The sequence below is a fragment of the Lysinibacillus sp. NPDC093216 genome, assembly GCF_050280325.1.
In the GTDB taxonomy this organism is placed as follows: Bacteria; Bacillota; Bacilli; order Bacillales_A; family Planococcaceae; genus Lysinibacillus.
Genome location: NZ_JBNNVB010000029.1, coordinates 32,530 through 51,170 on the forward strand (window position 1 = coordinate 32,530; position 18,641 = coordinate 51,170).

The 18,641-nt window shown below is 36.9% G+C and carries 18 protein-coding genes; 8 read left to right on the forward strand and 10 right to left on the reverse strand.

The window, feature by feature from the left end; all coding sequences use genetic code 11:
- Positions 1-384 precede the first annotated feature (384 nt).
- From ACQKOG_RS22745 to ACQKOG_RS22770, 6 genes are all read right to left on the reverse strand, one after another.
- A complete protein-coding gene (locus ACQKOG_RS22745; RefSeq protein ID WP_370076019.1) occupies positions 385-2,046 on the reverse strand; it encodes a methyl-accepting chemotaxis protein in 1,662 nt (553 codons plus the stop codon).
- On the reverse strand, positions 2,043-3,029 hold the full coding sequence (locus ACQKOG_RS22750) for a BMP family lipoprotein (RefSeq protein WP_370076017.1): 987 nt from the start codon (positions 3,027-3,029) through the stop codon (positions 2,043-2,045). The genes ACQKOG_RS22745 and ACQKOG_RS22750 overlap by 4 nt, the downstream gene beginning before the upstream one ends.
- A 320-nt stretch (positions 3,030-3,349) precedes the next feature.
- Positions 3,350-4,618, reverse strand: coding sequence for a PTS ascorbate transporter subunit IIC (locus tag ACQKOG_RS22755; protein ID WP_427448317.1), 1,269 nt, complete (start codon positions 4,616-4,618; stop codon positions 3,350-3,352).
- Positions 4,619-4,667: 49 nt separating this feature from the next.
- The gene (locus tag ACQKOG_RS22760; RefSeq protein WP_386845160.1) at positions 4,668-4,931 is read right to left on the reverse strand and encodes a PTS sugar transporter subunit IIB; all 264 of its coding nucleotides are present in this window, start codon (positions 4,929-4,931) and stop codon (positions 4,668-4,670) included.
- Between the two features lie 5 nt (positions 4,932-4,936).
- On the reverse strand, positions 4,937-5,386 hold the full coding sequence (locus tag ACQKOG_RS22765) for a PTS sugar transporter subunit IIA (protein WP_415730408.1): 450 nt from the start codon (positions 5,384-5,386) through the stop codon (positions 4,937-4,939).
- Positions 5,387-5,465: 79 nt separating this feature from the next.
- Positions 5,466-6,359 (reverse strand): LysR family transcriptional regulator, encoded by an 894-nt coding sequence (locus tag ACQKOG_RS22770; RefSeq protein ID WP_370076009.1) that lies wholly within the window; start codon positions 6,357-6,359, stop codon positions 5,466-5,468.
- 137 nt (positions 6,360-6,496) lie between these two features.
- Between ACQKOG_RS22770 and ACQKOG_RS22775 the strand changes: the two genes are divergently transcribed.
- The 8 genes from ACQKOG_RS22775 (at position 6,497) to ACQKOG_RS22810 (ending at position 15,184) form a co-directional block, all read left to right on the forward strand.
- A complete protein-coding gene (locus ACQKOG_RS22775; RefSeq protein ID WP_427448318.1) occupies positions 6,497-7,462 on the forward strand; it encodes an ABC transporter ATP-binding protein in 966 nt (321 codons plus the stop codon).
- Complete coding sequence (locus tag ACQKOG_RS22780) at positions 7,459-8,484, forward strand: ABC transporter substrate-binding protein (RefSeq protein ID WP_427448319.1); 1,026 nt, start codon at positions 7,459-7,461, stop codon at positions 8,482-8,484. The genes ACQKOG_RS22775 and ACQKOG_RS22780 overlap by 4 nt, the downstream gene beginning before the upstream one ends.
- 61 nt (positions 8,485-8,545) lie before the next feature.
- Positions 8,546-10,207 carry an ABC transporter permease gene (locus ACQKOG_RS22785; protein WP_427448320.1) on the forward strand — a complete coding sequence of 554 codons (1,662 nt, stop codon included), beginning with the start codon at positions 8,546-8,548 and terminating at the stop codon, positions 10,205-10,207.
- On the forward strand, positions 10,200-11,294 hold the full coding sequence (locus tag ACQKOG_RS22790) for an MBL fold metallo-hydrolase (RefSeq protein ID WP_427448321.1): 1,095 nt from the start codon (positions 10,200-10,202) through the stop codon (positions 11,292-11,294). The genes ACQKOG_RS22785 and ACQKOG_RS22790 overlap by 8 nt, the downstream gene beginning before the upstream one ends.
- Complete coding sequence (locus tag ACQKOG_RS22795; protein WP_427448322.1) at positions 11,291-12,088, forward strand: hypothetical protein; 798 nt, start codon at positions 11,291-11,293, stop codon at positions 12,086-12,088. The genes ACQKOG_RS22790 and ACQKOG_RS22795 overlap by 4 nt, the downstream gene beginning before the upstream one ends.
- Positions 12,089-12,317: 229 nt before the next feature.
- The gene (locus tag ACQKOG_RS22800; protein WP_427448326.1) at positions 12,318-13,643 is read left to right on the forward strand and encodes a M48 family metallopeptidase; all 1,326 of its coding nucleotides are present in this window, start codon (positions 12,318-12,320) and stop codon (positions 13,641-13,643) included.
- A gap of 113 nt (positions 13,644-13,756) precedes the next feature.
- Positions 13,757-14,572: a YitT family protein gene (locus ACQKOG_RS22805; RefSeq protein ID WP_370075999.1), complete on the forward strand. Its 816-nt coding sequence runs from the start codon at positions 13,757-13,759 to the stop codon at positions 14,570-14,572.
- 252 nt (positions 14,573-14,824) lie between these two features.
- Positions 14,825-15,184, forward strand: coding sequence for an MmcQ/YjbR family DNA-binding protein (locus tag ACQKOG_RS22810; protein ID WP_370075997.1), 360 nt, complete (start codon positions 14,825-14,827; stop codon positions 15,182-15,184).
- A 419-nt stretch (positions 15,185-15,603) separates the two neighbouring features.
- Here ACQKOG_RS22810 and ACQKOG_RS22815 read toward each other — a convergent pair whose 3' ends face one another.
- The 4 genes from ACQKOG_RS22815 to ACQKOG_RS22830 form a co-directional block, all read right to left on the reverse strand.
- A complete protein-coding gene (locus ACQKOG_RS22815) occupies positions 15,604-15,945 on the reverse strand; it encodes a GIY-YIG nuclease family protein (RefSeq protein WP_370075995.1) in 342 nt (113 codons plus the stop codon).
- 16 nt (positions 15,946-15,961) lie between these two features.
- On the reverse strand, positions 15,962-16,717 hold the full coding sequence (locus ACQKOG_RS22820) for a DUF2087 domain-containing protein (protein ID WP_370075993.1): 756 nt from the start codon (positions 16,715-16,717) through the stop codon (positions 15,962-15,964).
- Positions 16,718-16,840: 123 nt separating this feature from the next.
- Complete coding sequence (locus ACQKOG_RS22825; protein WP_376078271.1) at positions 16,841-17,716, reverse strand: ABC transporter permease; 876 nt, start codon at positions 17,714-17,716, stop codon at positions 16,841-16,843.
- Positions 17,716-18,636 (reverse strand): ABC transporter ATP-binding protein, encoded by a 921-nt coding sequence (locus tag ACQKOG_RS22830; protein WP_402868761.1) that lies wholly within the window; start codon positions 18,634-18,636, stop codon positions 17,716-17,718. Before ACQKOG_RS22830 ends, ACQKOG_RS22825 begins: the two co-directional genes overlap by 1 nt.
- Positions 18,637-18,641 lie beyond the last annotated feature (5 nt).

Below are 18,641 nucleotides of genomic sequence, written 5' to 3' on the forward strand. Positions count from 1 at the left end.
AATGCCGTGTTTTAAAGTTATTTGAACAGCTTCTAATTTCATTTCTTCTCTAAATTTAGGCATACAAAAACTGCACCTCCAATTGTTAGATTGTATCTAACAATTGGGGTGCAGTTCACTATAAAGATGGGAGGCCTTAGTGCTCCATCAGATTTAACTCACCCGCTACTACAACCCAAAAATTGTGAAGGTTAATATAAATTTTATGTGTAAAAGTTGTTGCTACCCATTGCTTCATCTTATTGTAAGCGGCTCGACGCTCTCCAGCAGGAAAGCGTGAATAGCTTAGCGGATATTAGCGTCTTCTCATTAATAAAACTGGGGAAAATTCCGCTAATTAATGCACCTATTAGTCTGAAATAATTGACGAAAATAAAACTAAATTTATAATGTGAATTTTTTTAGTTCTACAGACAATGTATTTGTCATTTCTTGAAGTTCTGAAACCTTATCACTAATTTTTTTGAATGATCCTAACTGTTCTTGAGTAGAAGCGGATATTTCCTCTGTTCCTGCTGCGGTTTCTTCCGTAATAGCCGAAATGTTTTCAATGGCACTGTTCATTTGCTGACTCATTTCGCTTGTTTGCTCCATATCCTTTGTAAGGTGCTGTAACTGATCATTAATGTCTAATACATGAGTTGCAATTGCCTCAAATGACTTTTCTGTATCGGTCATCGATTGTAATTGTTCTTCTGAAAGCTGATGTCCATGTTCTGCAGTAGAAAGAATGAGTGTAATGCCATCTTGTATATGTGTCACCATCGAAGAGATGAAAGTAGTTGCTTTTTCTGTTTCATGAGAAAGTTTTTTGACTTCCTTCGCTACAATGGCGAATCCTTTTCCGGCTTCGCCAGCACGTGCCGCTTCGATTGCAGCATTTAATGCTAAGAGATTTGTTTGATCAGCAATCGCGTGAACTGCATTAGCTGCACCTTCAATTTCTGTTGTGAATTGAGAGAATTGAGTAACAGCCTCTTTGATATTAATCGAAGTGGATGAAATATCCTTCGCAATAGAGGATTGCTTCTCTAGTGAGCTACGACCATTTTGAACAGCAGTAAGCGCTTTGTTACCGTTTACTGCTGATTGTTCACTTGTCTCCTGAACAGTAGTAAATTGATCGGCCATCGTATTCATCAAGATAGCCGTTGACTGGATATCTTCTGAAATAGTTAGGCTTCCCTTTGCCAATTCGTCTGTTGATGTAGCAATTTGTTTACTGCCTTCGTTAACGGTTTCAATATAGCTTGTGACATCTTTTGTAAATAGACCAACATTTTTACCTACATGATCAATAGATTGTACGGTGGTTTTTAAGCTAACAATCATTTTGGCAAAGTTCTCAGTCAGTTGATCAACTTCATTGCGACTACCTTTCTTATAGGAGAGGGAAGAGGTGTCAATTGTCAAATTCCCTGCAGCCACCAATTGTGCATAATCCACGATTCGGTTAATCGGTTTAGTAATTCTTTTCGTTGCGACATACGAAAAAATGCTTGTAGCAATAAGTAGAAGGATACTACCTATTATTGTTGATGTAGTAATAAAAGAAATTTTCTGCGTTGCCAAATCATTCGTTTCTTTATACCATTCATTTGTTTCTTTTTTCAGTAGATACATATCGTTCAAAATACCGGATATTCTGATTGATTGTTTTTTTATCTCAGGATGATTGTGAGCAAGAAATCCTGCTTCTGAAGCTTTTTCTAATTCGTCGTATTTACCCTCGATTTTTTTGATGATTGCCTGATGCTCAGCTATTTTAGCAATAGTTGAGAGTTTTTCTAAATTTACTTTCGTTTCTTGTAAAGTTGAAAGAGCTTCATTTTTATTGGCCTCACTATCTAAAAAAGTGTAGTTATTTAAAGATTGGCTCGCTACAACTAAACTTTGTTCAAGTTCTTTCACTGCCAGTAATAGTTCTGTATCATCTTGTGCAGTTGTTTGTATATCAAATGTTTGAACGATAATAAAACCAATCATAGCCATTGCGAGGACAATGGGAATAAGTATGTTCATGAATAATTTTTTTCGTAGTGTCACTGGCTGTTCCCCTTTTCTGCAGTAACTTTTATTTTACCCGAAACAATATCTTCTTTTGCTTTTTCAATAGCAGCCTGTTGCTCAGGTGTAAGTTTAATAACACGTATATCCGCTAGGCCTACTCCATTATCAGCTAAACCGAATGACAACGATTTTTCGGAAATTTTCCCTTCCTCATCTAATGTTTTAGCAATTTTAAAAACAGCTTGGTCGACATTTTTTAACATTGATGTTACAACAGTTTTTTCTGCAATGTAAAATTGATCAATATCAACTCCGGCCGCATATATGCCCATTTCTTCCGCTTTCTTTATGGCACCAAAGCCTGTGAATCCCGCTGCATGATAAATAAAATCCAATTTGTTCTTTATGTAACGTTCTGCGATTGCGGCACCCGCGTCGGCATCATCAAATGAGCCAGAATATTCACTAATAATTTCGATATTTGGATTAAAATATTTAGCTCCCTCAATAAAGCCGTTTTCAAAGTGATGGATAACCGGAATATCTACACCACCAATAAATCCTATTTTTCCAGTTTTACTCGTCATTGCTGCAACCATTCCAAGTAAAAAGCTACCTTCTTGCTCTTTAAAGGTTATGGAAGTGATATTGGCAACATCTGATTGTCCGTCAATAAGGACAAATTGTTGATCAGGATATTTCTTCGCAGTCTTTTCCAATGCCTCCTGTACAGAGAAGCCTAGACCAATAATGACGTTATATTTTTCTTCGACAAGTTCCTCTAGCTTCTGTTCGTAATTGCCATCAGGCGCCTCTTTATAATCAAACAAAATACCTAGCTCATCGCGTGCTTTCTCAAGCCCTTTAAAAGCTGAGTCATTAAACGATTCATCACCAAGCCCTGCATCTGAAAGTAAGATACCAATTTTATAGTCATCTTGCGCTTTTTCCGGCTGAGTAATGGAACAGCCTGCTAATAACAAAGCTATTAAGCAAAAGCCAATCATTAATTTTTTCAATATGAATACCTCCATTGTATGTATTATTTATATCGGCAAAAAGTTATTCAAGTCAGAGGTCAGACAACGATTTTTTATTTTACCATTAAATACTATCAGATTATTTACAATTTACTACAGGAAAATGGGTTTAAATCATTTTCGATATTTTCTAATCACTGAGTATTTAGTTTGTTTCACAATGGATTTTCTCTATGTATATAGTGAAAAAGGTAGGGGTATATTGTGAAAAATTTATATATTTTGCAAAATTAACCCTTTTCTTTGGCAAATAAAAAAACTCGCAAACATCTAAAGAGTTTGCGAGACACACTAATGAATTAAACCGCACCAAATAATTTTAATATATTTATAATTATGATTCCTACAATGCCGAAGTCTGAATCGCCAAATGTAGTTCCTTCGTAGCCGATATCACCCATGAAGATAAGTAGAATCGCGGGGATAAAGCTAATAATTAATCCGTTGGTAAATGCTCCTACCATAGCACCGCGTCTACCACCAGTTGCATTACCGAATACTCCTGCAGCCGCACCCGTGAAAAAATGTGGCACAAGCCCAGGTACAATCACTTTTAGCCCTATGAGGGGGAGTATAAACATGGACACTAAGCCTGCTACAAAGCTAAACAGGAAGCCAATAATAACTGCATTCGGTGCGAACGGAAAAATTGTAGGGCAGTCTAATGCAGGCTTTGTGTTTGGCACAAGTTTATCTGCAATACCTTTAAAGGCAGGAATGATCTCGGCAATTAGCATTCGCACTCCAGCCAAAATGATATAGACACCAGCGGCAAAGGTAATAGCTTGAATAATGGCAAAGACGATAAAATTCGAACCGCCAGATAACTGTGACTCAATATAGGATTGGCCAGCGAATAGGGCAACGATAATAAAAAACAGACTCATAGTTAAGGACACAGCTACAGATGTATCCCGTAAAAAACCTAGAGATTTTGGAACTTTTATGTCTTCTGTTGATTTAGCTTTGTTTCCAAAGAGCTTCCCGATTTTAGCAGATACATAATAACCAACACTGCCAAAATGACCAACAGCAAAATCATCACTGCCAGTTATTTGACGAACAGTTGGTTGTAAAATGGCTGGGAATACGACCATACAAAGACCAAGTATAATAGAGCCAACGATGATAAGAGGTGTGCCACTCATACCGCCGACAGACAGTGATGCTGCGATTAAACACGCCATAAATAATGTATGATGACCAGTTAAAAATATATATTTAAAAGGCGTAAATCGCGCAAATAATATGTTCATAATCATACCGAAAACCATAATCATGGCAGTAGCTGTTCCGAAACTAGTTTGAGCGGCTGCTACAATCGCTTCATTATTTGGGATAACTCCTTGGACATTAAATGCATGATCAAATATTTTACTAAAATGATTTAAAGAACCGATTAAAACGCTTGCACCTGCGTCAAGTATAACAAAGCCCATAACCGTTTTTAACGTACCAGAAAGGACTGTTGAAGCTGATTTTTTTTGGATTAATAAACCGACAAAAGCGAATAGGCCGACTAAAATAGCTGGTGTTCCTAAAATGTCATTCATAATAACATCTAACATATTAACACCTCATCCTATCCAATTTTTAATTAAATTCAAATTCAATCCTTTATAACAGAGGTTTAAGCTTTAATTTAATTTCAGAAATACTCATCATATTAACAATACTAACGATGTGACCCCTTTCTTCGGGCAATTGATTGACAATATCTTCTGCGCCAATATAAATATCCGCTTTCTCTGCCTTGGCAGATGCTAAATCGGTATGCGTTAATTCTGCAACTTTTCCAAGTTCAGTTAACGCTTTTTTTACATTCAATTCCATAATAAAACTACTGCCTAAGCCATTCCCGCACACTACTAAAATCTTCATCAAGATTACTCCTTTGCCACAATTTGTTGGATTTCTTTGATAATATCGTCTTTATTCTGGCAGGCGATGATGCTGTCGATTTGATGGGGTTCTTGCAAAATCTTTGTTAAGTCAACTAATGCTTGCAGATGCGACGCATGATCGGTGGCCGCTAAGACAATAATTAAGAAAACAGGCTTTTCTGGTCCAAACATAACAGGTTTTTGTAAGCTTAATAGGCTCATGGCTAGCTCATTGACGCCTTCTGTGTGCTGTGCATGTGGAATCGCTACTTTTGGTGTAATGACTACATAAGGTCCGTGCTTTTCAATGGAATGAATCATCGCCTCAATATAGCGTTCTTCGATTTTATTGTGCTTTAATAGTGGAATTGCCGCTAAATGAATAGCTTCCTGCCAAGTATTTACAATATCTGCGAGTTGTATAGTATCTTTTGTTAGTAACTCGGTTAGCAAATACAACCCTCCCTTCATAGGGATAAACAATCCCCATTTCATGTTATTATTGTCGACTATGGAAATATGTCATAAGAGGCTATTTTTTTAATTGTTTGGCTAAATCATAAATTGCAGTTTTTACAAACGCATCCATCTTGCTATCTAGACGAGATTTAGGATAAATAAGTTGAATCTTTCTATTAAGTGTCACATCGTGTAAGTCTCTTTTGATCAAAAGTCCTGATTTTAACTCATCTTCTATCAGGGCAACTGACAAAAATGCAATTGTTTTTCCGAAAGTAAGCATTTTCTTAATAGTACTGACAGAATCAAGCTCGATTGTATAAATGGATGGGTGAGGGTCCATCCATTTTTCTATAAAATGATTCGTTGAACTGGAGGATGTATGCAATAATACTTTGTTTTTTAGGACATCTGCTTTTGTGATGTCCTTTTTTGCTGCAAGCTCATGGGTAGGACTCAATGCTAATACAAGGGAATCTTCGCCGATTGTTTCGTATATAAGAGACGAATTTTCTTGTTTTGTTTCCATAATTAGCCCGAAATCTAATTCTTGAAGAGCTACCTTTTGTTCAATTTCAGGCGCTGTTTTTACTTCTAGCGATATTCGAATGTCTGGGTAAGCTGTTGAAACTAGATGAATAATATCCGGCATAAAAATATGTGCAGGTAGCCCGCTTGCGCCAAGACGAATGGAGCCAATATTACCCGCCAAAAGATTTTCGACAAAGCGATTCATGTCTTTTTGTAGCTGTACAATTTGGCGAGCATAATGATAGAGCCCTTCTCCCGCTTCTGTTAAACGGTATCCACCTGCATTTGTCCGAAATAAACGGATGCCATATTCCTCTTCAATGGAGCGAATATGAAAGGATACTGTCGGCGCTGTAAGACCTAGCTCTTTGGCAACAGGAGCTAATTTTTTAAATTCTACGAGTAGGCAAAATGCCTGTAACTTCATGTTATTCATTTTATCCTCCTAAAGTAAATTAGAAAAAATCTTAGTTTTGCTTTAGTTTATTAGATTTTTTTTAACGAGATATTAATAGTAGATTAATATTTTCTAAATATCTGGAATTTATAGTTGTAATTAACGAGGAGGATATGATGAAAATCTCATTAACGAATATCGAAAAAAAATATGGACAGTTTCATGCGTTATGGCCCATCAATGTGGAGCTGGATAGCAAGTTCATTACCATCTTAGGACAATCAGGCTGTGGTAAAACAACGTTATTGAAAGTATTGGCAGGTCTTGAACAACCGACAAATGGAGAAATCCGTTTTGATGACACAATTATTTATTCATCCAAACTCCATAAAAATGTAAAACCAAATAAGCGAAATATGGCAATGGTTTTTCAAGATTTTGCATTATGGCCTCATATGACTATTTTCCAAAACATTGCTTTTGGCCTGAAGGGTATTGTTTCAAAGTCAGACATTCCGGCTCGAGTGGAGCATGTTATGCGATTGGTGAAAATGGAGGGTTTTGAAAAACGAAAGCCAGGGGAGTTATCGGGAGGACAGCAGCAACGAGTAGCACTTGCGAGGGCACTAGCGACAAATCCACAGCTTATTTTATTTGATGAACCACTATCAGCACTCGACGCAGTACTAAGAGAAAAAATGCAAGATGAAATCATGCATATTATTAACGAGTTAGATTGTCAGGCAATTTTTGTCACACATGATCAAACAGAGGCAATGGCAATGTCAGATCAAATTATCGTGATGGAGGCAGGAAGAATTGCACAAGTGGGAACACCAGAAGAAATTTATCACGCTCCAGCAACACCGTATGTAGCAGATTTTATCGGTAAAGTGAACTGGTTTGATAAAGGTAATTATATTGTGCGACCTGAAGGGATTTCCAGACTACGACGACCAGGTACAATTGCAAAACAAGCGATGATTGTAAAAAATACCTTTGTTGGTGATCGTTATTTAGTGCAAGCACAGGTAGAAGGTAAGTACTGGAGCTTTTACGAAGCAGAACCGATAGAACATGGCAAACAGCTTGAAGTTTTTATTGATGAAAAACAAATATATCAATTGGAGGGTTACCTTTGAAAAAACGAGGGTTAAAACTATTTGCTACAGCTGGGATTCTTTTAACATTAGCATTAGCGGGGTGTGGAAATAAAGAGGTAGAGAAGAATGATAAAGCAAGTTCAACCGCAAAAGAAGAACAAACTTTAACGGTATACTCTGCTGGTCCAGATGGTTTAGCAGCGAATATTCAACAAGCATTTGAAGAGAAAACAGGCATAAAAATAGAGATGTTCCAAGGAACAACAGGTAAAATATTATCGCGTTTAGAAGCGGAAAAAAATAACCCTGTAGCTGACGTTGTCGTACTAGCCTCTGTCGCTTCAATGGATGGCTTGAAGGAAACAGATCAACTTCAAAGCTATAAAGACGCTGATAATGCCAAGAAAATCAATAGCGATTGGTCAGATGCAGAAGGTTATTACTATGGTTACAGTGCCTCAGCATTAGGAATTGCTTATAATACGAAAAATACGCAACAGGTTCCGGCAGAATGGACAGATTTAGCAAAAGCTGAATGGCAAAATAAAATTAATATACCAGACCCTAGCTTGTCAGGCTCTGCTGTAGACTTCCTATTCGGATATACAGAAGCTGAAAAAACAGCTTGGACTACGATGGAGAAGTGGAAGGAAAATGGTTTACAGGTGAATGGTGCTAATAAGGAAGCGTTAGATGCTGTTATTACTGGTGACAAAAATGCCACAATTTCAGGGGTAGATTACATGGCTTATAAAGCAAAAGCTGATGGTGAGCCAGTAGAAATTATTTATCCAAAAAGCGGGACAGTCGTCAGTCCGCGAGCTGTTGGTATTTTGAAGGATGCAAAAAACGTAGAAAGTGCAAAAGCGTACGTTGATTTTTTACTGTCAGATGAAGGGCAAAAGCTTGTAGCAAATGCCTACTTACTACCAGGCAACAAAGATATACCTGTTAAGGATCGTGCAGCCTTAAATGAAATTCCTCAGCTAAACGTGAATTGGAAAGGTGCAGAAGCGAAGCAGCTTGAAGTATTAACTAAATTCAATGATATTTTTCGTTAAGTAGTTAGGGGAGGTTTTTTAGCCTCCTTGAAGTTTTTCTAGGGAAAGGATTGAATCATCAATGATTATGGAAGGCAGACGAACTTTTGGATTTTTACTGACACTTGTCGTCACGTTTGCTATCGCACCGTTAATTGCCATTGCATTTTATACGTTTATGAAAGATGGGCAATTAGATGTTTCGCAGATTAACAGAATGTTTGCCAATGAAAGAATGTGGCAAACGCTTGGAAACTCTGTATTATTAGGGGTTTTAGTTGTTTTAGGGACTACGATTGTAGCATTCCCAATGGCGTTAATAAGAACGAAAACAAGCTTATATAAATACGATTGGCTAGATATTATTTTAACCATTCCATTTATGACACCTCCGTATATTGGCTCCATGGGATGGATATTGTTCATGCAAAATAATGGTTTTCTTCAACAACTATTTCCAAGTGCTGCTTGGATGACTGAATCGTTCTTCACCTTATTTGGAATGGTCATGATTATGTGCCTGCATCTTTTTCCTTTTTTATATTTAATGCTGAAAAATACGCTATTAAGAATCAATGGTTCCTTTCTAGATGCTGCATTAATTTTTGGACGAAGTTCTTGGAGAAATTGGATGAAAATAGTTCTGCCTTTAGTAGTTTCTAGCTATGTTCTAGGGAGCTTGCTAATTTTCATCAAAACGCTAGCTGAATTTGGAACACCTGCTACGTTTGGTAGTCGAATTGGCTTTCAAGTATTTACAACGGAGATTCACTCTTACCTTTCAAGATGGCCAGTAGATATTAGTATGGCGACATCACTGTCATTATTTTTACTATCAGTTTGTCTCGTTATCTGGTATTTTCAAAATCTTATTGGACGAAAATATACATATAGTGTGCTATCTGGAAAAACACCAGCTAATCGCGAGATTGAAGATAAATGGTATGTCAAATTCGGTTCATGGCTCTTTGTGGGAATCATCATTTTGCTATCAATCGGTATTCCTTACTTCTCAATTATTGTGACATCTTTGCAGAAAGTAAGGGGAGATGGTTTGCAGGCAGGGAATTTTAGCGTTGCTTCCTACCAGGAAGTGTTTACAAGTGGAAGTGCTGGATTGTCAGCATTTTTAAATAGTGTTGTTTTCTCAGTAATCACAGCTGTCGTTACAGCAATTATTGGCTTGTTCATTGCCTTATACATTAAAAAGGGAGAAACGAAAAAGCAGCAAGTATTAGATTTCTTTAGTTTAATGCCTAATATTATTCCTGGAATTGTCTTTGTAGTTGGGTTAATCATGTTTTGGAATGCACCGTGGCTACCAGCGACTATCTATAACACAAAGACAATGGTTGTAGTCACGTATTGTGTACTTTTTTTACCATATTCCGTGCAATATATAAAGTCCTCTTTATCACAATTAGATTCTTCAATATTCCAATCAGCGGATATTTTTGGGCGAAGTAGCTGGGCGGTTTATCGACATATCATTATTCCATTATTAATGCAGGGGATTCTTGCTGGAATGATGATGACGTTTATTATCTCGATGCGTGAGCTTGTCGCTGGATTACTCATTTTACCTCCTTCAGTAGAGACTGGCGCAACATTTATTTACAGTCAATTTGAACAAGGAAATGTTGGTGTAGGAATGGCTGTAGCGGTGATTACAGTCGTCATGACCGTTATTTTTATGTTTCTATTAGATTGGCTACAAAAACGGGGAGGACATGCGGATGCTTAATGTAGAAATTTTAGGTGGGGTTGGTGAGTATGGCCGTAACTGCTTTTTCATTGAAAATAATGGACATGCTATTTTACTCGATTGCGGAGTGATGAACAATCGACAGAAGACTCCTCCTAATTTAACACAAGCTCATGTGGCAAAGCTTGATGCAGTGTTTATTTCCCATTCACATACAGATCATGTAGGTGCTATTCCTTTACTTGAGCAATGGGGATACACAGGGCCGATCATTATGAGTAAAATGACTGCGCAGCAATTAAAACAGTCTTTTCAACATACAAAAACCTTTCAACCAGAATCAATCGGAAAGTGGATAGTTGTTAGTAAATGTCTTGCCTTTCAATGGGGCTACAGTGGGCATCTAATAGGAAGCGTTTGGTTTAAGATTCGTTTTTTTGAGGAGGTGATATTTTACTCTGGCGATTATGTTGTGGATTCCTATTTGTTAAAAGCAACACTACCGATAGAGGACGGGACTGTTTATGATCTAGCCATTATGGATAGCGGCCATGTTGAGAAGCGCATTAATAATATAGAAGTATTACAGCAAATGACGGAATATATCAATGCAAATCCAGGCTACCCGATCATTTTCCCATCTTCTTTCTCAGGAAAAACAGCAGATATTGCTACTTATCTTTTTCAGCATACAACAAGAGCGATACGTGTAGATAATGATTTGTTGTCGTTATTTGATAATTGTTATGAGTCATTTGAAAATTTATTGTCTACCAAAACAATTTTGCAAGAGTTTAAACTAGAATGTTTGACAAAGATAAGAGAAAGTGAAAACTTCATTTATTTTGTACCTGAGCGTAATGAAGCGAAATTAATGGAACTACTTCACAAAAAGCCAACAGCTATGGTTATCTTTACGGGATATTGGAATAAAGGCAAATATAGAATTCAATTTTCCGAAAATCAACATAAGGAATTTTTTTATAAAACGCATCCAGATTATGATGATATCATTGCACTTTCTAAGAAAATACATGCACATAAGACAATCTATTTTCACAGTTCATTAACGAATAGAGAAACGACTATCTTGCAATTACTACAGAATAGGGAGGAAATAACATGAAGAAATGGGTACTAAATTTTTGTTTAATCGGTATTGTACTTGTTAGCATCATTGGATTTGATTCTACACAAGCTAAAGCAGCAATCGAGCCAGGGAATGAAATTAAATTCAATATTAAATCTGGGCTTTTCACCGAATCGGATATTTTTAATGTTTTCCAAGCTACAAAAAAAGATGAAGTAAAGATTTATTTCTTTGATACTCCGAATAAAGCTTTTCTAAATGAGGATTATATCAACCGTTTACGTGTCTACAAAGGAAGCAATAAAATGGATATCACCTATAAAAAGAGATTTTCAAATACACCTCTGGATGAAGCAATTGCTATTACAGAAAGTCATGGCTTCACTGGAGCAGAGTCTAACTATAAATTTGAAACGGATGTTAAGAGTGACAATCGTACGTTCACCATAAGTCGTAAAGAATCATTAAAGACTACATCTAAAGTTTCCTATGATGCAGTGGATACAAATGCTGCAAAAAAATTAATAGGAGAAAATGTTCCGAAGAAAATTTTATATTGGGATTCTGAAGCATGGTATCAAAACTCATTATCCGAAGCTGTCGTATATGGTCCTGCAAAGGCAACAACATATAAAGGAAGCTTTGCCGGCTATGCGGCGGATATTGAAGTTTGGCAATATCAAGGGGAGATTATGGTGGAGCTATCAACGAAAGAAGATGATGCATTAAAGGCTGCCATTATAGAAAAAGAATGGCATGATCGATTAGAATTAGCTGGTTATTTAAGTGAAGATCAACGTGGCAAAACGGCATTTGTAATGGATAAGTAATAAAAAATATTCTTTGAAATTCGCGTCACTTCTAGGAATAGCGAACAAGCCGTGGTGCTTTAGCATCTACATGGCTTGTTACGCGTTTGGAGAAGTAGAGCGAATTTTTTTTTTTGGTGTGAAGTAGAATAGAAGGTAAATAAAACAAAGAAAAATTTGTTCTAACTTTTTCATTTTAGCTTACACTTACTATAGGACGAACTTAGTGTTGAGCAAGGGAGGAAATGACATAGCGAAAAAAATGGGAATTGTCGCGCTACTTTTATTCGGTGTTTATGTGCTGTGTATGTATTGGTATATATTCCACAGCGGTGGTGGTACAATACCACGAGCGATGCAGGGGACAGCTGCAGATCCAGTGATGTTTATGTCTGAAAAAGAATTATACTTAAGTGGTGAATATTCTAAAATACGGAACTTCCTATTCTTTGTTGCTACACCTTTGGAATGGTTAATTTATTTCATGATTTTAATTATGGGCGTATCACGTTACTTTGAAAAGGTAGCGACGTCACAAACAAAATGGAAGCTGTTACAAAATGCAAGCTACTTATTCTTATTATCACTTTTACTATATGTTGTACTATTCCCACTCGATTATTATCGTTACAATTTAAGCAAAACTTATGGAATTAGTACACAAGGGTTTTCGTCATGGATGCGAGATGGCATTATTGATTTTTGGGTTAACTTTGGCATGAGTTTAATTATCGTATCTGTCCTTTACTGGCTCATCAAAAAAAGTGCCAAAAGATGGTGGCTATATGCATGGTTTCTAACGATTCCATTTACAATATTTGTGATGTTCATTCAACCTGTAGTCATTGATCCTTTATATAATAATTTTTATCCGTTAAAAAATAAAGAGCTAGAAGAGAAAATTTTGTCTATTGCTGCACAGGCAAATATACCAGCAGAGCACGTATATGAAGTCAATATGGCAGAAAAAACAAATGCCTTAAATGCTTATGTAACGGGTATTGGCAGTAATTCGAGAATTGTGCTATGGGATACAACCTTAAATCGTTTAACAGATAATGAAATATTATTTATCATGGCACATGAAATGGGACACTATGTTGAGAAGCATATTTATTTTGGCATTGCTGGGTATCTTCTGTTGACATTGATAGGTCTATGGCTGACGGCAAAATGTTTGAGGTGGTTCATTGGACGTTACGGACAGGTATTGAAAATTAAAAAAATTGGTGATATAGGCTCTTATCCATTGTTTTTACTCCTAACATCTGTTTTATTGTTTGCTTCAAGCCCACTGTCGAATTATATTTCGAGATATCAGGAAAATAGAGCTGATCAATATGCGATTTCACTAACGGGTGATCGAGAGTCCGCAATTACTGCATTCCAGAAGCTAACGATATCTGGTTTGAGTGAGGTAAATCCGCAGTTACTCGTAAAGTGGTTCCGTTATACACATCCACCAATGCTTGAACGTATTTATAAGGTAGCGGAAAAGGCTGAAGAGAATAAAGAGGAGCCATTAAAAGAAGTGCCGTTAAAAGAGGAACAGAAAAAAGAACATCAGAAGAAATAAAGGCCGTTGTTTTAACTTCAATAGTGCCATACTCCAGGTTTTTTGAGCGAATAAGTTGGGTATTCTAAGGGAAAGAAGTACAAAACTCGTTCGTTAATGATAGGGGATTTATTATGCGAAATATTGTCGTTATTACACTTTCATCGATATTAGTCGCCTGTGCCTACAATCTTTTGTTAATTCCACATGAGATTTTAAGCGGGGGATTAAGCGGGATTGCTATCATGCTTGGTATTATTACACCCTTGAATACAGGGGTTTTAAATTTACTGTTAAATTTACCTTTGCTTATTTTAGGGGTCTTGAAGCTAGGGAAGCGGTTTATTGGCTATACCATTCTTTCTGTAGTTGTCTTGTCGGTAAGCTTGTATATTATTCCGGTTTATAAAGCTACTCAAGATCCAATTCTTGCCTCATTATTTGGTGGTGTTATTGTGGGCTTAGGGTTGGGCATGATTTTTCGTGCGGCAGGTTCTTCTGGTGGTTTTGATATTATAGCGATGCTGTTAAGTCGTAAACGAGATTTTCCACTCGGTACATTAATCTCTGCGATGAATGGTATCGTTGTAGCGATCTCCGGATTCGTCTTTAGCTGGGATGCGGCATTACTGACACTCGTATCAATTTATGCTACAGGGAAGGTTGTCGACACTATTCATACGAGTCATATTAAATTGACTCTTATGATTATTACGAGTAAGGGCGAGGAAGTAAAACAGCAACTTCTGGAAAAGCTTCATAGAGGTGTAACTATTATGGATGCGAAGGGTGCTTATTCAGGCGAAGGGCGAAAAGTTTTAATTACCGTCATTACACGCTATCAGCTTGCCGAGGTTAAAGGTATGATTAAGGAAGCGGATGCCAAAGCCTTTGTCAATGTATTGCAAACTACCGAGGTCATCGGTGTGTTTGATAGAGGCATAAAGTAAAAAGTGTTCTGTAATAACACGTTAAAAATTAAATCGTGTGGCTGACGATCTGCCCGAACAAAAATTACCGGAAACTGAAATTAATTTAAAATAAAATAATTATTTCCTCTACACACGTTATTGATTATAATGAAAATAATCGAACGTGTGTTTTTTTAACTTCTTTCAGCAGGACCTGCTGAAAGAAGTTAAAGCCTCCGGACGCAATTATGCCGAGGCATAATTGATATTAGGAAGAAATGGGGTTAAATAATGAACAAAGAAACAATTCATGCCTATTGCCTAAAGCTTCGTGGAACAACGCATGATTACAAAGAAGAATGGCAGGCAGATCGTTATCATATTGGGGGAAAAATGTATGTGATGATGGGCGGAGATAGTACTGGAAGACCAGTACTTACATTAAAATGCGAACCGAATCGAGCTGAAGAGTTGAGAGAAGCCTATGAAGGTATTATTCCAGGTTATTATATGAATAAAACACATTGGAATTCAATCTATATGGATGCAGATGATGTACCTATTGATTTAGTTGGAAATTTAATCAAACATTCGTATGAGCTAGTTTTCGAAAAGCTACCAAAAAAAGCTCAGCGGGAAATTCAGAAATGAAGTGAGAGAACAAGTAGGATGATCTCACGCGAAGAAGTGGGGACAGTCTAGCGAAGAAATAATCAGGTGTAAGAGAAAACTGCTCCGGTTAATCAAAGAACTGATCAGGTGCAAAGTGCTCGGGTCGGTCAAAGAACTGATCGGGTGCAAGGGGAAAGTGCTCGGGTCGGTCAAAGAACTGATCGGGTGCAAGGGGAAAGTGCTCGGGTCGGTCAAAAAACTGATCAGGTGCAAGAGAAAAGTGCTCGGGTTAGCAAAAAAACTGATCAGATCCAACTGATATTTACTCAATCAGCGAAAAGGAATACCCCGAAAGGAGTGAAACCCCACGCGAACAACACAATATATGAAATCAAAAAAAGAATCTGCAAATTTCCCCAGCTTAATCTCGGAGAAACAGATTCTTTTTTCATGCATACCTAGTTATATCCACGTTCACCAAATGGCTGAAGCTTATCGAGCCATTTCTGTTCCAGCTTTTCTAGCTCTTTTTTTGGATCGAAATAGCCTTCTTCTTTTTTCTTCAAATATTCTACAACTTCAATATCGAAAGCATCCTTGCCGAATGTGTTGTAATCGGCTTGTAGCTTTTTATTAGTATGTGTATTTGTTTTTAATGAAAATTGAAAGCCGTTTAAGCGTTTTAAATTATTGAAGCTGCCAACAAACACTTTACCATTTTGTTGATTGGTCATTGTAAAAACACCAGCTTCGATTTTTATTTCTTTATACATTTCCTTTAATTCTTTTTTATGGTCCATTGGAAACCCTGCTTTCTTATTTTTTTATCCAGTAAGCACTGCCATCCTCTTGACGATCCATGAAGCCGTATTCGATTAAATAGCGACGTATTTGCACATAGTCCTCATATATCGGTTGAATTATTTCGTTTAATTCTTTTTCGGAATACTGTTTTGTTTCATCGAAAAGTTTTGTGATTGCACGGAGTATCACGATTTTATGTTTTTCCCGTTTTGGGAAGCGGACAAGCGCTTTGCCAATACCGTTTGGAAAGTACTTTTCAAGTAATTGCTGTTCTTCAGAAATCGTAATATTATAGCGATCGTCGACCATCGTAGCCGTTTTGTGAATAGGTACAAAGCTGTCTTCCTTTTGATTCTGTTCTTTTAAAAGCTCCATCATCGCAAGAAACGTTTTCGCTTGACGTTCCTTTTCTTTAAGAGTAAAGCGATGGTGACGTATCGTTGTTGCACTACCAATTTCCAACTCTTCTTTAATTTCTTGATCTGTTTTTCCTTCATAAAATAAGCGCAAAATATGACTTTGATGATCAGTTAGTCCTGTCATTTTTTTATTAAGGCCATTTAAATAATGGAATACGGATTGATGTGCAGCAGTAATATGATGTTGCATAAATTTTTCTGCCTCGTAGAGAACGCCTTCATGTGGATAAATGATACCCTTTTCAATCTTTTCCCCGCAAAGCAAACAAGTGAAGTGAGTTGCTTCATCGCTGTAGCCTTTTTTTATGTCATGAATTGAAGCTTGCCAAAATAATTCATTTACATCCATTAGAAGTCCTCCTGTAAAACAAACGATTATTAAATTTGTTTGCTTATATATTATTAAAATAACAAATTGTTTAAATAAAATCAATAAAAAACACATCGTTTTATAAACGATGTGCGAAAATGTTTATTTATTTTTCTTTTTAAAAATAATGATCGATAAGATCGCTAGCACAATAATTGTGACGAAAATAATGATAAAGCTAGTTGAGGTACTCAGTATATTTCCATGAACGTCATAGACAATACCATACATTATTTTATAATCTTCCACCTGTGAAGCAGGCGCACCTTCGAAAACCTTGGGAATTGAGCTCTCCATAAAGGCATTGCGTAATAGTAACGTTGTATGACTGATAGGGAAATACATAATAAGATTTTGAGCAAAGCTTGGAAGTGCACCAACAGGTACATAAACACCACAAAAGAAACCGAGTGCTGTACCGACGATTGTACTGAGAGTTGAAAATGAATGTTGGCTGTTAGCAAGTAATACAAGGAAGAGATTAAAAACACTGGCCAGTAACACTGATAAAAATAGTAATCCTACAACTTTCATGAAATCCCCAAAGTTTAGTAGCTGGCCGCCAGTTGATGCGATAAAAATTTCGCAGCCAATAAGGGCGATAAAGGAAAAGATACAGCCAATGATAAACGCATTTAAAACATAGCTAAATTGAATGGTTGCTCGCGAGATAGGCGCTGTGAGAAAATCAGCTTGCGCTTTTGTTTCAAGATCCCTTACAGCAATGCCATACGCAGCAAGTGTAGTAGAAACAGCGATCATAGAGAGTAAACCAGCGACAATCCATTCATTGACCATCGTTACCAATTCTGGAGTTGCCTTTGTCACTTCTTCAATGGCATTGACCTGCATTTTTTGAAGAAATACTGCGTAAAGGATAATGACTATAATGACGGATAGCAGCGAGTAGAAGACTTGTGTTTTATCACGTCTAAAAACTTTGTTATTTCGTTTTACTAAGCTAAATAATGCTTCCATTAAGCTACACCTTCCTCGGCCATAATATGAAGAAAGACATCATCCATCGTGCCTTTGATTACTTCAAACGAAGCAATAAGCGACTCCGCTTTTTTTAATAGCGTTAAAGCATGCATTGTCGATTCGACTCGGATGGAGAAAATACCTAGCTTTTCTGTATAGGAGATAGCATTTTCCTCGAGCCACTGTATCCCTTCTGAACTATTATGAAAAACAATTGCCATTGAATCATAGGCGTATTTTGTTTTAAGTTCATCAGGTGTCCCTTCAGCAACAATTTCTCCTTCTTTTAAGACGATGACTTGATGAGCAACTGCCGCTTCCTCCATATAATGCGTTGTTAAAAAAACAGTCATGTTTGTTTCGAGCTGAAGTTGCTTAACTGCTTGCCAAACGAATTGCCGCGTTTGTGGATCAAGTCCAGTTGTTGGTTCATCTAAAAACAATATTTTAGGTCGATGGATAAGTGCTCGAGCGATATCAGCACGTCTTTTTTGACCACCTGATAAAGTTCCATATTTGCGATTTTCTATATCATCTAAATGCAAATATGTTGAAACGAATTGATAATTTTCGGACAATTGTTTTTTCGATAAGCCATATGTTTTACCACGGTGAATAATATTTTCCCGCACAGTTAATCGTTCATCTAGTAGACTTTGCTGGAATACAACACCAATGGATTTTCGGATTTTCGCATTGTCATTGCTTGCACCAAGTGTATAATCATTAATGTTTACAGTACCGCTTGATTTTTTCAATAATGTACAAAGTATTTCAATGGTCGTTGATTTTCCGGCACCATTTGCACCTAAAAAGGCGAAGAGGGAGCCTTGTTCAACCGTAAATGAAATACCTTTTACCGCCTGATGATCGCCATATTGTTTACATAGATTTTCAACTTGTATAGAAAAGGTCATATTGT

What these genes read in the sequence shown, in the direction of transcription:
- ACQKOG_RS22755 (WP_427448317.1), bottom strand. Translation starts at nt 4,618, where the DNA reads ATGTTAGATGTTATTATGAATGACATTTTAGGAACACCAGCTATTTTA.
- ACQKOG_RS22760 (WP_386845160.1), bottom strand. Translation starts at nt 4,931, where the DNA reads ATGAAGATTTTAGTAGTGTGCGGGAATGGCTTAGGCAGTAGTTTTATT.
- ACQKOG_RS22770 (WP_370076009.1), bottom strand. Translation starts at nt 6,359, where the DNA reads ATGAATAACATGAAGTTACAGGCATTTTGCCTACTCGTAGAATTTAAA.
- ACQKOG_RS22775 (WP_427448318.1), top strand. Translation starts at nt 6,497, where the DNA reads ATGAAAATCTCATTAACGAATATCGAAAAAAAATATGGACAGTTTCAT.
- ACQKOG_RS22785 (WP_427448320.1), top strand. Translation starts at nt 8,546, where the DNA reads ATGATTATGGAAGGCAGACGAACTTTTGGATTTTTACTGACACTTGTC.
- ACQKOG_RS22790 (WP_427448321.1), top strand. Translation starts at nt 10,200, where the DNA reads ATGCTTAATGTAGAAATTTTAGGTGGGGTTGGTGAGTATGGCCGTAAC.
- ACQKOG_RS22795 (WP_427448322.1), top strand. Translation starts at nt 11,291, where the DNA reads ATGAAGAAATGGGTACTAAATTTTTGTTTAATCGGTATTGTACTTGTT.
- ACQKOG_RS22805 (WP_370075999.1), top strand. Translation starts at nt 13,757, where the DNA reads ATGCGAAATATTGTCGTTATTACACTTTCATCGATATTAGTCGCCTGT.
- ACQKOG_RS22810 (WP_370075997.1), top strand. Translation starts at nt 14,825, where the DNA reads ATGAACAAAGAAACAATTCATGCCTATTGCCTAAAGCTTCGTGGAACA.
- ACQKOG_RS22815 (WP_370075995.1), bottom strand. Translation starts at nt 15,945, where the DNA reads ATGGACCATAAAAAAGAATTAAAGGAAATGTATAAAGAAATAAAAATC.
- ACQKOG_RS22820 (WP_370075993.1), bottom strand. Translation starts at nt 16,717, where the DNA reads ATGGATGTAAATGAATTATTTTGGCAAGCTTCAATTCATGACATAAAA.
- ACQKOG_RS22825 (WP_376078271.1), bottom strand. Translation starts at nt 17,716, where the DNA reads ATGGAAGCATTATTTAGCTTAGTAAAACGAAATAACAAAGTTTTTAGA.
- ACQKOG_RS22830 (WP_402868761.1), bottom strand. Translation starts at nt 18,636, where the DNA reads ATGACCTTTTCTATACAAGTTGAAAATCTATGTAAACAATATGGCGAT.